This is a genomic window from Achromobacter sp. Root170 (assembly GCF_001428165.1).
Lineage (GTDB): Bacteria > Pseudomonadota > Gammaproteobacteria > Burkholderiales > Burkholderiaceae_B > Achromobacter > Achromobacter mucicolens.
The window spans coordinates 486,038-500,404 of the sequence record NZ_LMHN01000012.1; the positions used below are offsets into that span (position 1 = coordinate 486,038).

Sequence of the window (14,367 nt, forward strand, 5' to 3'; positions counted from 1 at the left end):
ACGGATAACAGCCATGAACCAGACGCTGGCGGTGTGGCTGTTGATCGCGCTGGCGCTTGTCAGCGCGAATCTTCCTTTCCTGACCGAGCGCGTCTTCGCCGTGCTGCCCTGGAAGCAGGGTGGGGCGGTGGCGGTCAAGCCGTTCTGGTTGCGGCTGGTCGAGGTGCTGGTGTTCTACGCCATCGTCGGCGCGCTGGGCTTTGCGTTCGAGTCTACGCTGGGCAACCGCTTCGCCCAGACCTGGGAGTTCTACGCCATCACGCTCAGCCTGTATCTGGTGCTGGCGTATCCCGGGTTCGTGTACCGGTACCTCTTCAAGCGGCATCCTCGCCTTCGGGTCTGAGTCCTGCGCAGCACAAAATAGCGCCCCGAATTCCGGGGCGTTTTTTTTGTCCTGCGCATGCCGGCAGGGGCTTGTGACCCTTCCGGATCCCACCGTTGATCTGCCCCCGATTCGATTCTCCGACCGTTTCGCTTTTGCGGCAGATCAACTCTGTTGTTTTTTTATCTTTTAGATCATCAAAAGCCTGTCATTCAGGTTTCATTCAGCGCCTCGGTTCAGAATCGCAAACGACAAAAAAACAAGAATCGTTGCTATTTACATTCTGGAGAAGCTGGATTGAAGCCCCAAGATTCGTATTCGCTGAATACGCTCGCCACGTCGCTGGCTGCTGCGATTGCCGCCCCCGCGTTGTTTGTCAGTCCCTATGCCGCAGCGCAGTCCGCTGACAGCGGCGTGACGCAGTTGTCGCCCGTCCGCGTGGAGGGCGAAAGCTCGTCGTACCAGACGTCGACCGCGCAGTCTCCCAAGATGACGGCGCCTTTGCTGGACACGCCGCGCACGGTGCAGGTTGTGCCGCAGCAGGTGATCCAGGATCAGGCGGCATCCACGCTGCAGGACGTGCTGCGCAACTCGCCGGGGATCACCTTCGGCGCGGGTGAGGGCGGCCGTCCGGGCGGTGACCTGCCCATCATTCGCGGCCAGAATTCGGCAGGCAGCATCTTCCTGGACGGGATCCGCGACAGCAGCACGCAGGTGCGCGATACCTTCAATCTGGAGCAGGTCGAGATCATCAAGGGACCGGATTCGGTGTACTCCGGCCGCGGCGGCGCGGGCGGCAGCATCAACATGGTCGGCAAGACGCCAAAGGCCACGGACTTCACCGAAGCCACGGCGCAGATCGGCACGGACAACAACTACCGCGCCACGATCGACAGCAACTGGCGGTTGGGCGAGAAGGCGGCTTTCCGTCTGAACGTGATGGGCAACAAGGGCGACACGCCGGGCCGCGATGACGCAGTGGACTTCGAGCGCTGGGGCGTGGCGCCGTCGCTGATGCTGGGCGTGGGCACGCCGACGCGCATCACGCTGAGCTACTACCACTACCAGGACGACAGCATGCCCGATTACTCCATTCCGTATGACCCGAAGTCGGGTCAGCCGGTGACGGAGACCATGGGCGTGAGCCGCAAGTCGTTCTATGGCCTGACCGGCCGCGATTTCATGAAGACCCGGGATGATGTTGCCACCGTGGACTTCCAGCACGACTTCTCGGACAAGCTGCAACTGCGCAACGTAACGCGCTATGGCCGCGGCACGACGGATTTCGCGGCGACCAATCCCGACGACAGCAAGGGCAACATCCCGAACGGGCTGGTGTATCGCGCGCTCAAGTCCGGCTATTACGTCACCAAGACGTTCGCCAACCAGACGGACCTGACGGGCGAATTCGAGACCGGCAGCCTGAAGCACTCGTTCGACCTGGGCTTCGAGTACAGCAACATCAAGCAGGACAAGGACAGCTACACCCAGACGATCGCGCGGGGCCCGATGAACTGCAAGGTCAGCGCCACGGACCTGTCGAACCCGGCGCTGTGCACGTCGCTGTGGGATCCGAATCCCCACGACGACTACACCGGCAAGCTGACCCGCAACAACAATCCTGCCGTCTACAACACGGACACGCTGGCCCTCTACGGCTTCGACACCATCAAGTTCAACGAACAGTGGCAAGCCAGCCTGGGCGCACGTTGGGACAACTACCGCACCAGCGGCAGCAACATCGCGCGCGGCCGCAACGATCCATCCAGCACCCCCGCGTTCTACAGCACGAGCCGTGAGGACAACCTCTTCAACTACCAGGTCGGCCTGGCGTACAAGCCCGTGCCCAACGGCACGATTTACGCGACCTACGGCACCTCGTCGACGCCGTCCGCCATTGCTGGTGGAGCGATCAGCGATGCGACCTCGCTGTCGACCTCTTCGCTGGAACCGGAAAAGAGCCGCACGGTGGAGCTGGGCACGAAGTGGCAGGTGTTCGATGACAAGCTGACGCTGTCGGCCGCGGCGTTCCAGGACATCCGCAAGAACACCAGCGTGGCGGTGTCGGCGACCGAAGTGGCGCAAGTGGGCGAAGCCAAGGTGCGCGGCATCGAGCTGGGATTCTCGGGCGCCATCACGCCGAAGTGGAATGTGTTCGGCGGCTACACCTTCATGGACAGCGAAATGACCAAGGGCGCATACAACAGCGGCGCCGTCGGCCAGGACCTGCCCAACACGCCGCGCAACGCCTTCAGCCTGTGGACGACGTACAAGGTCCTGCCCAAGCTGACGGTCGGCGGCGGCGCGTACTACGTCGACAAGGTGTACGGCAACTCGGACGCCACGAAGAACGCCGACGGCACGCCCAAGGCGCGCTGGGTGCCGTCGTACTGGCGCTTCGACGCGATGGCCGGCTATGAATTCAACGAGCACTTCTCGGCGCAGTTGAACGTGCTGAACATCTTCGACGAAACGTACTACACCAAGGCCTACGCCGCGCACTACGCGGCGCTGGGCACGGGCCGGGCGGCGCTGCTGTCCCTGCGCGTGCGGTACTGATGGCGGGGCGCCGCGTCAGCAAAAGCCACCTCGTTGCTGAGGTGGCTTTTGCTTTTGGGCGGTGGCTGGCGTGCGTTGCGGCGCGGTGTCAGACACCTTTGAGGAGACCTTTGAGGCAGGATCAGCTCTCGAACCAGTTCAGCACGCCGTCCAATCCGGAGACGTTCAGCGCGTAGCGCGTCTGCTGACGCACCAGCGGTTTGGCGTGGTAGGCCACCGGAAAGCCGGCGTTGGCCAGCATCTTCAGGTCGTTGGCGCCGTCGCCCATTGCGATGATCTGATCCGTCGAGGCGCCGTGCGTGCGCGCGAAGTCGCGCAGGTGGGAGGCCTTGGCGTCGGCGTCCAGGATGTCGCCCAGCACGCGTCCGGTGAGCACGCCGTCTTCGATTTCCAGCGTGTTGGCGTGGGCGCTGTCCAGGTTCAGGCGGGCGCGCAGGCGTTCCGTGAAGAAGGTGAAACCGCCCGACACCAGCAGCACCTTGATGCCGGCGGCCTGGGCCGTGGAGATCAGGCGTTCGGCCCCAGGGTTCAGGCGCAGCTTTTCCTCGTAGACCTGGTCCAGCGCGCCAGCCGGCGCGCCTTTCAGCAGTGCGACCCGCCGGCGCAGGCTTTCGGCGAAATCCTTGATCTCGCCGCGCATGGCGGCCTCGGTGATCTCCGACACCTTGTCTTTCACGCCGACCACGCCCGCGATCTCGTCGATGCATTCGATGTTGATCAGGGTCGAGTCCATGTCCATGGCCAGGACCTTGCAGTGGGCAAGCTTCAGTCCGGCGGGCACGAAGGCTGCGTCCACGCCGCGCGCCTCGGCGAAGGCGCATACCACCGCGCGCGTCTCGTCGTCGTGCTGCACGTCGAGCAGGCGCGCCGCGGTGTTGCTGATGCGCGCCACGCCCTGGGCCTGGGCCAGCGCGGCAAGCTGCTCCGCATGTTCGATGGCGAGGCCGGGGGATTGAACGACGAGATTGTGGGTAGTCATGGCGGATGGGAACGAGAGTCGGGGTTACTTGAGCGCACGTAGGACGGCGCGCACGGCGTCCGCCCTGGCGGGAATGAGGGGGGCCTTGATCTCGGCGCGCAATTTGTCCTGTCCGGCCAGCTTGATGTGCCGCTGCCGCTGGACGAGGTCGATGATGCGGGCCGGATCGACCGAGGTCTTGGGGCCGAACTGGATCAGGGCCTGCGCTTCGCTGGCGTCGATCTTGACGATGCCCAGCGGCTGGGCCGCAAGCCGCAGGCGGTGCGTGGCCAGCAGGGTTTGGGCCGCTTCCGGCAGCTTGCCGAATCGGTCGATCAGTTCTTCCTGGATGTGGATCAGGTCGTCCTCGTCGGCGGCGTGCGCCAGCCGCTTGTAGATGGCCAGGCGCGCATGCACGTCGGCGCAATAATCGGACGGCAGCAGCGCCGGGGCGTGCAGGTTGACCTCGCACGCCAGATTGAAGGGCGCGTCCAGGTCGGGTTCTTCGCCGGCGCGCAGCGCGCGCACGGCCTCGTTGAGCATCTCGTTGTACATCGAGAAGCCCACTTCCTGGATGTTGCCCGACTGCGAGTCGCCCAGCACTTCACCGGTGCCCCGGATTTCGAGGTCGTGCATCGCCAGGTAAAAGCCCGAGCCGAGCTCTTCCATGGCCTGGATGGCTTCCAGCCGCTTCTTGGCGTTGCTGGTGATGGCGTCCTCGCCCGGCGTCAGCAGGTAGGCGTAGGCCTGATGGTGCGAGCGCCCGACGCGTCCGCGCAACTGGTGAAGCTGCGCCAGGCCGAAGCGGTCGGCGCGATGGATCACGATAGTGTTGGCGCTGGGCACGTCGATGCCGGTTTCGATGATGGTGGTGCACAGCAACACGTTGTAGCGCTGCTGGTAGAAGCCCTTCATCACCTGTTCGAGTTCGCGCTCGGGCATCTGGCCGTGCGCGACGGCGATCCGGGCCTCGGGCACCAGCTCTTCCAGGCGCGCCCGGCGGTTGTGGATGGTCTCGACCTCGTTGTGCAGGAAGTAGCACTGGCCGCCGCGCTTGAGTTCGCGCAGCAGGGCCTCGCGCAGTGTGCTGCCGTCTTCGCGCCGCACGAAGGTCTTGATGGCCAGGCGCTTCTGCGGCGCCGTGGCAATGACGGAGAAGTCGCGGATGCCTTCCAGCGACATGCCGAGCGTGCGGGGAATGGGCGTGGCGGTGAGCGTCAGGACGTCGACCTCGGCCCGCAGCGACTTGAGCGCTTCCTTCTGGCGCACGCCGAAACGGTGCTCCTCGTCGATGATGACCAGACCCAGCCGCTTGAACTTCACATCTTTCGACAGAATCTTGTGCGTGCCGATGACGATGTCGACCCGGCCGTCGTTGATGCCTTCGATGGCGGCCGACACTTCCTTGGCCGAGCGGAAGCGCGACAGTTCCACCACGCGTACGGGCCAGTCGGCGAACCGGTCGGTAAAGGTCTGCGCGTGCTGCTCGGCGAGCAGGGTGGTGGGGCACAAGAGCGCCACCTGCTTGCCATTGGCGACGGCCAGGAACGCGGCGCGCAGCGCGACTTCCGTCTTGCCGAAGCCGACGTCGCCGCAGACCAGGCGGTCCATCGGGCGGCCCGAGGTCATGTCGCTGATGACGGCCTGGATCGCGGCGGCCTGATCGGCCGTCTCTTCGAAGCCGAAGCCCTCGGCGAAGGCCTCGTAGTCGTTCAGCGGCAGGTTGAACGCAAAGCCTTCGCGCGCGGCGCGCTGCGCATACAGCGCCAGCAGTTCCGCAGCGGTGTCGCGCACCTGCTTGGCCGCCTTGCGGCGGGCCTTGTCCCATTGCCCCGAGCCCAGCTGGTGCAGCGGCGCGGCTTCCGGATCCGCGCCGCTGTAACGGGCGATCACGTGCAGCTGCGACACCGGCACGTACAGCGTGCTGCCGTTGGCGTACTCAAGATGAAGAAACTCCATCTCGCCTTCGCCCATGTCCATGTTGACCAGGCCGTGGTAGCGCCCGATGCCGTGCTGGGCGTGGACGACGGGATCGCCCTCGCGCAGCTCGGACAGGTCGCGCACCATGGCTTCGACGTTGCTGGCGCGCTCCTGGTCGCGCTTGCCGCGGCGTCCCGGGGTCGCCAATCCGGGGTAGAGGTCGTTTTCGGTCAGGAAGGCGAGGTTCGCCTCCGGCAGCTGAAAGCCCACGCCCAGCGGCGAGGCGACGATGCCGAAATGCGCGTCCGACGCCAGGAAGGCCTCGATGGTCTCGGGCTGCGCGTCGGGCGTGACACCGAATTCGTGCAGCATCTGCACCAGCGTTTCGCGGCGTCCTGCGGAATCGGCGCACAGCAGCACGCGGGTCTGTCCCGCTTGCACCAGCGCGCGCAGCTTGGCGATGGGATCGTCGGCGCGGCGCGCCACGCTGACGTCGGGCGCGGCCCGGAAGTCGGGGTGCGGCTGGCCGGCGGTCAGCGACAGGCGGCGAAAGGCCTTCAGCCGGCCATACAGCGATTCGTTATCCAGGAACAGGGCCGAGGGCGGCAACACGGGACGCTCGCGATCGCTCTTCAAGAAGCCGTAGCGGCTGGCCGTGTCCTGGTTGAAGCGCTGGATCGCGTCGTCGATGTCGCCGACCGTCACCATGACCGTGCCTTCGGCCACATAGTCGAACAGCGTGGCGGTCTCTTCGAAGAACAGCGGCAGGTAGTACTCGACGCCGGCAAAGGGGATGCCGTTGCCGATATCCTTGTAGGGCAGGGCGCGCGAGGGATCGCCTTCGAAAATTTCCCGAAAGCGCGCGCGGAACCGGTTGCGCGCGTCCTCGTCCATCGGGAATTCGCGGCCTGGCAGCAGCTGGACCTCGCGCACGGGGTACAGGCTGCGCTGGGTGTCCACGTCGAAACTGCGGATGGTCTCGATTTCGTCGTCGAACAGGTCCAGGCGGTACGGCACCACCGAGCCCATCGGGAACAGGTCGATCAGGCCGCCGCGCAGGCAGAATTCGCCGGGCGCGGTCACCTGGGTGACGTGGTTGTAATTGGCCAGCGTGAGCTGCGCGCGCAGCGCCGCTTCGTTCAGCCGGTCCTTCTGCTTGAACGAGAACGTGTAGGCGGCCAGGAACGAGGGCGGCGCCAGCCGGTACAGCGCCGTGGTGATGGGCACGGTCAGCACGTCCACCGTCTTCATCATCAGCGAATGCAGCGTGTGCAGGCGCTCCGAAATCAGGTCCTGGTGCGGCGAGAACGCATCGTAGGGTAGCGTTTCCCAGTCGGGCAGCTGCCGCACGCGCAGACCGGGCGCGAACAGCTGGATTTCCTCGGCCAGGCGCTGCGCTTCCAGGGGCTCGGCCGTCAGGATGACCAGCGGGCCGCCGGCCTGGCGGGCCAGATCCGCCAGCAGCCAGGCGTCGCCGGAGCCCGGCGGCCTGGGCTGCGCGTAGCGCGTGCCGGGCTTCAGCGCGGACAGGGTGGGAACCGTGGCGGGGACGGGGGGGGCGGCCGTGGCGGAGGAGGAAGGGGCGGGCATCAGGCTGGAAGCGGACATCAAGCGAACGATTATAAAATCTCCGCACCATGTCTGACGCAATCATCGCAATCGTGCCCGCCGCCGGTGTCGGCGCCCGCGCCAGCCGGCCCGGACACGAGGCCGTTCCGAAGCAATACCGTCCATTGGCCGGACAGCCCATGCTGCGCCATGCGGTCAGCGCGTTGCTGGCCGACGCGCGCGTGTCCGAGGTCCGGGTGGCGGTCAGCCCGGGCGACGGCTGGGTCGATGCCGCGCTTGCTGGCCTGCCGCGCACTGTCTGGCGTGCCTGCGGCGGCGCGACGCGCGCCGATACGGTCGCCGGCGCGCTTGCCGACAGCGAGGTCGCCGACGACACCTGGGTGCTGGTGCACGATGCGGCCCGCCCCGGCTTGCCTGCCGAGGCGCTGGCGCGGCTGATCGATGCCTGCCTGGCCGATCCGGTGGGCGGTTTGCTGGCCCTGCCGGTGGCCGACACGGTCAAGGGCGGGCACCAGCGGGTCGAGCGCACACTGGATCGCAATGGCCTGTGGCTGGCGCAGACCCCGCAGATGTTCCGGGCAGGCGTGCTGCGCGATGCGCTGACCGCGGCATCCGTGAATGGCGTCATCGCCACCGACGAGGCCTCGGCCATCGAGGCCGCCGGCTACGCGCCGCTGCTGGTCTCGGGGTCGATGCGCAATTTCAAGGTGACATGGCCGGACGATTTTGAACTGATGGAAAAATGGCTATGAGCATTCCTTTTCGCGTCGGGCAGGGCTTTGACGTGCACGCGCTGGTCGAAGGCCGGCCGCTGATCATCGGCGGGGTCACGATTCCCCATACGCACGGCCTTCTAGGGCATTCCGATGCGGACGTGCTGCTGCACGCGATCACCGACGCGCTGCTGGGCGCGGCGGGGCTGGGCGACATCGGCCGGCACTTTCCCGACACCGATCCGGCCTTCAAGGGGGCCGACAGCCGCGTCCTGCTGCGCGAAGCCATGGCGCGCGTGCGCCAGGCGGGCTGGGCGCCGGTCAATATCGACGCCACGCTGCATGCGCAGGCGCCCAAGATCGGCCCGCACGCGCCGGCCATGGTGAAGAACATTGCCGCCGATACGGGGCTGGCAGAGACCGAAGTCAACATCAAGGCCAAGACCAACGAAGGGCTGGGCTACCTGGGCCGCAAGGAAGGCATCGCGGCGACGGTGGTTGCGCTGCTGGCGCGCGTGGATTCCTGACGCGCCACCGGTTCCGTGGCGCGAACGCCACGCCCGCCCCCAAATCGAAAGCCGTCCGTGCCGCCAGCCCGGGCGGCTTTTACGTTGGAATACATCTTTAACAAATGAATAAGCGGACGGGTTTGATCTGACATACGCTGCGCGACTTGAAATCTGACTAATCAGGGACATTCAGATGCGATTCCGTGGCGCGGGGCTATTTTTCGTGCTGGCCGCTTTTGCTACCACCGCGCACGCGGCGTATGAGAAGCAGCTCGGCCCACTGGCAGGCACCGTCAAACAGCAGCTTTTGCAGGGCTGGCACGTCGGCGAGCAGGACGGCTGGTTCACGCTGCGCAATAGCGATGTGTCCGGCGGCGAGCAGACGTTCTACATCAATCCGGGGCCTGCGCCCGAGACGGGCCGCATCACCGATGTCAACGTGATGGTCAACTCGAAGAGTCCCAAGGCGTCCATCGGCATCGCGCTGAACAACAACGCGCGCAAGAGCCTGTGCCTCCTGGAGATCCGGGCGGACCGCAACACGATGCTGTTCTGTCTGGAGGGCCAGACGCGCCGCGACATCGCTTCCGTGCCCAACGTGGCCAAGCTGGACGGCACCGACCGCATCAGAGTGGTGGAAGTGCCCGGCGCCGCGCGTTTCCTGGTCAATGGCCAGAAGATTGCCGATATCGAGAACGAGCCCGCGCTGGGCAGCGAAATCGGCATCATGGCGTACGACGAAGGCACGTTCGGCATTGCCGACTTCATGATCGTGTCGGACGTGGCTGCCAAGCCCGCCGGGTCCGGCGCGCAAGGCGGCGCGGGGGCGGGTGCGCCGCGCGTGCCGTCGGCGGCGCCGCCTCCCGCGCCCGCCAATAACACGGCAGCCAACAACACGCCCGCCACCCGCACGCCCGCCAACAACGCTCCCGGCTTGCCGGGCGAGGGTCCCTATCCGCGCTTTGGCGGCGATACGTTGCGCATCGTCGGGGTCTACGTCGGGATCATGCGCAGCATCTTCCTGCACGAGTTTGGCCACGCGCTGATCGGCGAGCTGGAGTTGCCGGCGACGGGCGCCGAGGAAGACGCGGTCGACATGTACTCGGCGTTGCAGATCGTCGAGCCCACCATGTATCCGACCAAGGACGAGGACCTGAACACGATGGCCCGCGAGGCCGCGACGTATGCCGCGCTGCAGTGGTACTACAGCGGCAAGCTGGCGGAAAAGCGCGGCGCCTCGGCAAGTTCGGCCTGGCAGGACGAGCACACGGGCGACTTGAAGCGCTTTCGCAACATGCTGTGCATCATGTACGGCGGCAATCCCGCGGTGTTCGAACCGGTGGCCAAGCACGTTGGCTTCGAGGACCGGACCAAAGCGCGGTGCACGGACGAATTCAACAAGCAGAACCGCGCGTGGCGCCGGCTGCTGGCACCGCATACGCGGGTCGGCACCTGGACGCCCGACGGCCTGCAGCCGGCCAACGCGCCCGGCGCGCCGGTCAACGTGGTGTTCGAGCCATCCAAGCGCAAGATCGGCAACCTGTTCGCGAACAACCTGTCCGAGGCCATCACCAACAACATCAAGCTGCTCGGCCAGACCTACGTGCTGCCGCGGCCGGTCAACGTGGTGTTCAAGGATTGCGGCCAGTTGAACGCCTGGTACAACCCGCGCGAGGGGTCGATCACGATGTGCTACGACCTCATCGAGAACATCGCGGTGATGGTTTCGGACATTGAGATGGGCACGGTGGGCGGCGAGGTCGTCGCCAAGGATGGCGGCGCGCCGCCGGCGCCGCGGCAACCGCCCGCGGCGGGGCAAGGCATGCCGGCGCTGCCCGCCGGCGCCTTCGACGAGCTGAAGGACTACGGCGTGCCGCCGACGAACCTGCTGTTCTCGTCGCCGTATCGGGGGCCAACGCCCAACAAGCACACGCGCGCCGACATCATCACGACGCCGGAGCTGGTGCGGTTGATCAACAACGATAAAAACATTCTCATCATCGACACCAGCGGGCTACGGGAGACGCTGCCCATCGCCTATCCGCTGTCCGACGCCGGGTCGGACGGCAGCGTCGCGGACCACCTGCAAGGCGCGCTGGACGCCTGGCTGAAGAAGAACACCGGAGACCGGCGCGACACGCCCATCGTGTTCATGGGCGCGGGCATGAACGACCGATCCTCCTACAACGCGGCGCTGCGCGCGGGGACCCTGGGTTGGCGCGCCTACTGGTATCGGGGCGGCATGGAGGCGTGGACCGCCAACGGCCTGCCGACCGCGCCGGTCAAGCCCGCCGCCGGCAAATAGCGCGTTACACGTCAGCCAAAAGGAAAAGCCCGCCTGCATCATGCAGGCGGGCTTTTTTTTGCGAGCGGCGGGGCGCTTACTTGCCTTGGGCGGCCAGCGCCAGCGCGGCGGCGTTGACGACGGCGGCAATCCGGCCGGCGTCGCGCAGCTGTTCGGTCGACAGGCCGTCGTTCTTCAGGTTCTCATAGTGCGAAGCCACGCAGAAATGGCACTTGCCGATGATGGAAGCCACCAGGGCGAAGAGCTCGAAGCGCTTCTTTTCCACGCCGCCGTGGGTGGCGTAGGCGTTCATGCGCAACTGGGCCGGCAGGCTCTTCAACTGGGCGTCGCCGGTCATCTCCACGTAGGGATACCAGGTGTTGTTCATGCCCATGAGGGCGGAGGCGGTCAGCGCGGCATTGGCGTCGCCTTCCGACAGGCCGCTCTTGAAGGCCTCGACCAGCACCGGGCTGCGCGCGGCATACGCGGCGGACAGGGCGGCGCCCACGGCGTCTTCGGGAGCCAGCGTCGAGCGGGCAATCACGGCGTCCAGATTCAGGCGGATGTCCTTGGCCCAATCCGGCAGCTGTTCCTTAATGGTCGTAAGAAATTCCATAGTTTTTACCTATAATCTAGCGCAATAAATACCCGGAGCAGGGCCTGCGAACAGGCCCCGGACCGGGCTGGAAATTACAGCGTGGCGCCGCCAACCGTACGGTTGCACGGGCACAGTTCGTCGGTTTGCAGACCGTCGAGCAGACGCAGCACTTCTTCCGGGTTACGGCCGACGTTCAGGTTGTTCACCGAAACGTGCTGGATCGTGTTGTCCGGGTCGACGATGAACGTGGCGCGCAGGGCAACGCCAGCACCCTTTTCACGCACGCCCAGCTGGTCGATCAGGGCGCCGGTGGTGTCGCCGAATTGGTAGTGACCCAGCTTGTTCAGGTCCGGGTGCTCACGGCGCCAGGCCAGCTTGACGAATTCGTTGTCGGTCGAACCGCCCAGCAGGACGGCGTCGCGGTCTTCGAAATCCTTGGCCAGCTTGTTGAAGCCGACGATTTCGGTCGGGCACACAAACGTGAAGTCTTTCGGGTAGAAGTAGATCACCTTCCACTTGCCGGGGAACGAGCTTTCGGTGATGTCTTCGAACGCCGACACGCCGTTTTCTTCGTGCTGGTTGAAGCCGGGCTTGACGCCGGTGACCTTGAAGGGTTCGAGTTTGTCGCCAACAGTTTTCATGTTTACTCCCGTAGTTGTTGGGTGGAGATAAGGCAGCGCCTCAAACCACAAATTTTACGCTATGGATTATCGTTGTCTAATTGATAATTCCTAAACTTGGCTTTGGGCAGCTCTATCCGTGCGGTGAGTCCGCCGCCCTCGCGCGGCAGCATGCGCAGCGACCCGCCGACGTGCTTGAGCAGGCGTTCGACGATGGCCAGACCCAGGCCCGCGCCGCTGACGCCGGTGCGGGCGGCCTCACCGCGAGAGAACGGGCGCAGCAGTCGGTCCACGTCTTCCGGCGCGATGCCAGGGCCGCGGTCGGACACTTCGATGACGATCATGCTGCCTTCGGCCTGCAGCGTCATGTTCAGGTGCGCCATCCCATCGTCGGGCGAGCGGCCATAGCGGCGCGCATTTTCGATCAGGTTGCTGACGATGCGCTTCAAGTCCAGCGCGGTGATGCGGGCGCGCAGGCCAGGTTCGAGCGAGGCTTCCAGTTCGCCGCCGAGCGAGGCGGTATGGCTGCGCTCGCGTTCGTACAGTTCGGCAAGCACGGCGGAAATATCGGTGGCCAGTTGCGGCAGCGTGCCCGCCGGGCGCGCGTATTCCATGAGCTGGCCGATGCTGTGGTCGATCTGGCCGAGGTCTTCGTCGATGGCCTGCCGCGCGTCCTCGGACACGCCGCTCAGTTCGATTTCCAGCCGCATGCGCGCAAGCGGGGTGCGCAGATCGTGCGAGATCCCGGCCAGCATGAGTTCGCGATCGGCCTCGGCCTGCCGCAAATCCTTGGCCATGCGATTGAACGACGCATTCAGGTCGCGGATCTCGAGCGGGCCCTGCTCGGGCAGCGGCGCGGGTGTTTCACCACGCGACAGCACCTGGGCCGCACGCGCCAGACGGGAGAGCGGCCGGTTGACGAATCCCACACTGACCGCGGCGCCGACCAGAGACAGCAATAGCGCGGTGGCGCCCCATCCCAGCCATTCAATGCCGCCTGTCAGGCCAATCTGCTCGCGCTCGAATACCAGCCAGTACAGGTCCTTTTCGATCTGGAAACTGACCCAGAAGCCGGGGACCTGGTTCACGCCCCAGGCAATCTGCGTTTCCGGGCCGAAGCGCGTGCGGATGTGCTGGGCGACACGTTGCCAGTAGTCGTCGTCGGGCAGGGCTTCGGCGAAGTCCGTGACCTCGCGCGGATAGACCTGGATGCCCTCGTTGGTGGCCAGGTCGAGCAGGAGCTTGCTGCGTTCGCCGTTATGGGAATAGATCAGCGCGGTGCGCGTGATATTGACGGCCGTGATCACCCGCTGCGCCATTTGATTGGCGCGCGGTCCCAGCTCCATGCTGAAAAATACTTGAAGCCACGCGCCCAGGCTGACGAGCATCAGCGCGGCGAGCAAAAGGAACGTGCGGCCGAACAAGCCCAGCCGCAAACGTGATGTCAGGTTCCTGAATGTTCTGCGCAGGCGCGGCACGACGCTGCGCTCCTGCCCGGGGCGGGCCAGCCGATCAGCTACCACCGTCCGGCACGAACACGTATCCTAGACCCCAAACGGTCTGGATGAATACGGGCTTGGACGGGTTTGGCTCGATCAGTTTGCGCAGACGCGAGATCTGGACGTCCAGGCTGCGATCGAAGGCTTCATATTCGCGGCCGCGAGCCAGTTCCATGAGCTTGTCGCGCGACAGGGGAATCTTCGGATGGCGCGCAAAGACCTTGAGCACCGAGAATTCACCCGTGGTGATGGGCACCTGTTCGCCGTTGCGCGTGAGCGTGCGGGTGGACAGATTCAGCACGTAGGGGCCGAAGGCGATGGATTCGTTTTCCTGGCTGGGGGCGCCGGGATGTTCTTCCGTGCCGCGGCGGCGCAGAATCGCATTGATGCGGGCCAGCAGTTCGCGGGGGTTGAAGGGTTTGGACAGGTAGTCGTCCGCGCCCATCTCCAGGCCGACGATGCGGTCGATTTCTTCCGCCTTGGCCGTCAGCATGATGATGGGGGTGTTGTCGTGACCACCGCGCAGCCGGCGACAGATGGACAGGCCATCCTCGCCGGGCAGCATCAGGTCCAGCACGAGCAGGTCGAAGTGCTCACGTTGCCAGAGTTTGCCCATCTCTTTGGCGTCTTCGGCGACGAAAACGTTGAATCCCTGTTCGGACAAGTACCGGCGCAGCAGATCGCGCAAGCGCGGATCGTCGTCAACGACGAGGATTTTTCGGGTGGGGGTGGTGTTTTGCGTATTCATGGCCGGAAATGTAACAGTGACAAGAACCGGGGGCTAGAGGGCGTTCACAAGATATTACACATTGCGAT

11 protein-coding genes are annotated in these 14,367 nt (G+C 65.3%); 5 read left to right on the plus strand and 6 right to left on the minus strand.

From position 1 onward, the window contains the following. Positions 1-13 precede the first annotated feature (13 nt). Together ASD87_RS12440 and ASD87_RS12445 are read left to right on the plus strand one after the other, a co-directional pair. A complete protein-coding gene (locus ASD87_RS12440) occupies positions 14-343 on the plus strand; it encodes a DUF2818 family protein (protein WP_056321739.1) in 330 nt (109 codons plus the stop codon). A gap of 276 nt (positions 344-619) precedes the next feature. Further along, on the plus strand, positions 620-2,881 hold the full coding sequence (locus ASD87_RS12445; protein WP_056321742.1) for a TonB-dependent siderophore receptor: 2,262 nt from the start codon (positions 620-622) through the stop codon (positions 2,879-2,881). Between the two features lie 121 nt (positions 2,882-3,002). Here the strand turns inward: ASD87_RS12445 and serB are convergent, their stop codons facing one another. Beyond that, the gene (gene serB, locus ASD87_RS12450) at positions 3,003-3,860 is read right to left on the minus strand and encodes a phosphoserine phosphatase SerB (RefSeq protein ID WP_056321744.1); all 858 of its coding nucleotides are present in this window, start codon (positions 3,858-3,860) and stop codon (positions 3,003-3,005) included. A 24-nt stretch (positions 3,861-3,884) separates the two neighbouring features. Next, the gene (gene mfd, locus ASD87_RS12455; RefSeq protein WP_056321747.1) at positions 3,885-7,367 is read right to left on the minus strand and encodes a transcription-repair coupling factor; all 3,483 of its coding nucleotides are present in this window, start codon (positions 7,365-7,367) and stop codon (positions 3,885-3,887) included. Positions 7,368-7,396: 29 nt separating this feature from the next. Here mfd and ispD point away from each other — a divergent pair, with 29 nt between their 5' ends. The 3 genes from ispD (at position 7,397) to ASD87_RS12470 (ending at position 10,855) form a co-directional block, all read left to right on the plus strand. Continuing rightward, entirely contained in the window at positions 7,397-8,080 is a 684-nt protein-coding gene (gene ispD, locus ASD87_RS12460; RefSeq protein WP_056321749.1) for a 2-C-methyl-D-erythritol 4-phosphate cytidylyltransferase, read from the plus strand. Next, positions 8,077-8,568 carry a 2-C-methyl-D-erythritol 2,4-cyclodiphosphate synthase gene (gene ispF, locus ASD87_RS12465; RefSeq protein ID WP_056321752.1) on the plus strand — a complete coding sequence of 164 codons (492 nt, stop codon included), beginning with the start codon at positions 8,077-8,079 and terminating at the stop codon, positions 8,566-8,568. The genes ispD and ispF overlap by 4 nt, the downstream gene beginning before the upstream one ends. A 175-nt stretch (positions 8,569-8,743) precedes the next feature. Further along, a complete protein-coding gene (locus ASD87_RS12470; protein WP_056321755.1) occupies positions 8,744-10,855 on the plus strand; it encodes a DUF4344 domain-containing metallopeptidase in 2,112 nt (703 codons plus the stop codon). A 76-nt stretch (positions 10,856-10,931) separates the two neighbouring features. Here the strand turns inward: ASD87_RS12470 and ASD87_RS12475 are convergent, their stop codons facing one another. The 4 genes from ASD87_RS12475 to ompR form a co-directional block, all read right to left on the minus strand. Then, positions 10,932-11,450: a carboxymuconolactone decarboxylase family protein gene (locus tag ASD87_RS12475; protein WP_042796792.1), complete on the minus strand. Its 519-nt coding sequence runs from the start codon at positions 11,448-11,450 to the stop codon at positions 10,932-10,934. Between the two features lie 74 nt (positions 11,451-11,524). Beyond that, positions 11,525-12,073 (minus strand): peroxiredoxin, encoded by a 549-nt coding sequence (locus ASD87_RS12480; RefSeq protein ID WP_006217982.1) that lies wholly within the window; start codon positions 12,071-12,073, stop codon positions 11,525-11,527. Positions 12,074-12,132: 59 nt separating this feature from the next. Next, complete coding sequence (locus ASD87_RS12485) at positions 12,133-13,560, minus strand: ATP-binding protein (RefSeq protein WP_108005088.1); 1,428 nt, start codon at positions 13,558-13,560, stop codon at positions 12,133-12,135. A gap of 4 nt (positions 13,561-13,564) precedes the next feature. Continuing rightward, complete coding sequence (gene ompR, locus ASD87_RS12490) at positions 13,565-14,299, minus strand: two-component system response regulator OmpR (protein ID WP_003813882.1); 735 nt, start codon at positions 14,297-14,299, stop codon at positions 13,565-13,567. Positions 14,300-14,367: the final 68 nt, after the last annotated feature.

Coding starts and splice junctions, on each gene's coding strand:
- ispF (WP_056321752.1), top strand. CDS start 8,077: ATGAGCATTCCTTTTCGCGTCGGGCAGGGCTTTGACGTGCACGCGCTG.
- mfd (WP_056321747.1), bottom strand. CDS start 7,367: ATGTCCGCTTCCAGCCTGATGCCCGCCCCTTCCTCCTCCGCCACGGCC.
- ompR (WP_003813882.1), bottom strand. CDS start 14,299: ATGAATACGCAAAACACCACCCCCACCCGAAAAATCCTCGTCGTTGAC.
- ASD87_RS12475 (WP_042796792.1), bottom strand. CDS start 11,450: ATGGAATTTCTTACGACCATTAAGGAACAGCTGCCGGATTGGGCCAAG.
- ASD87_RS12480 (WP_006217982.1), bottom strand. CDS start 12,073: ATGAAAACTGTTGGCGACAAACTCGAACCCTTCAAGGTCACCGGCGTC.
- ASD87_RS12470 (WP_056321755.1), top strand. CDS start 8,744: ATGCGATTCCGTGGCGCGGGGCTATTTTTCGTGCTGGCCGCTTTTGCT.
- ASD87_RS12440 (WP_056321739.1), top strand. CDS start 14: ATGAACCAGACGCTGGCGGTGTGGCTGTTGATCGCGCTGGCGCTTGTC.
- serB (WP_056321744.1), bottom strand. CDS start 3,860: ATGACTACCCACAATCTCGTCGTTCAATCCCCCGGCCTCGCCATCGAA.
- ispD (WP_056321749.1), top strand. CDS start 7,397: ATGTCTGACGCAATCATCGCAATCGTGCCCGCCGCCGGTGTCGGCGCC.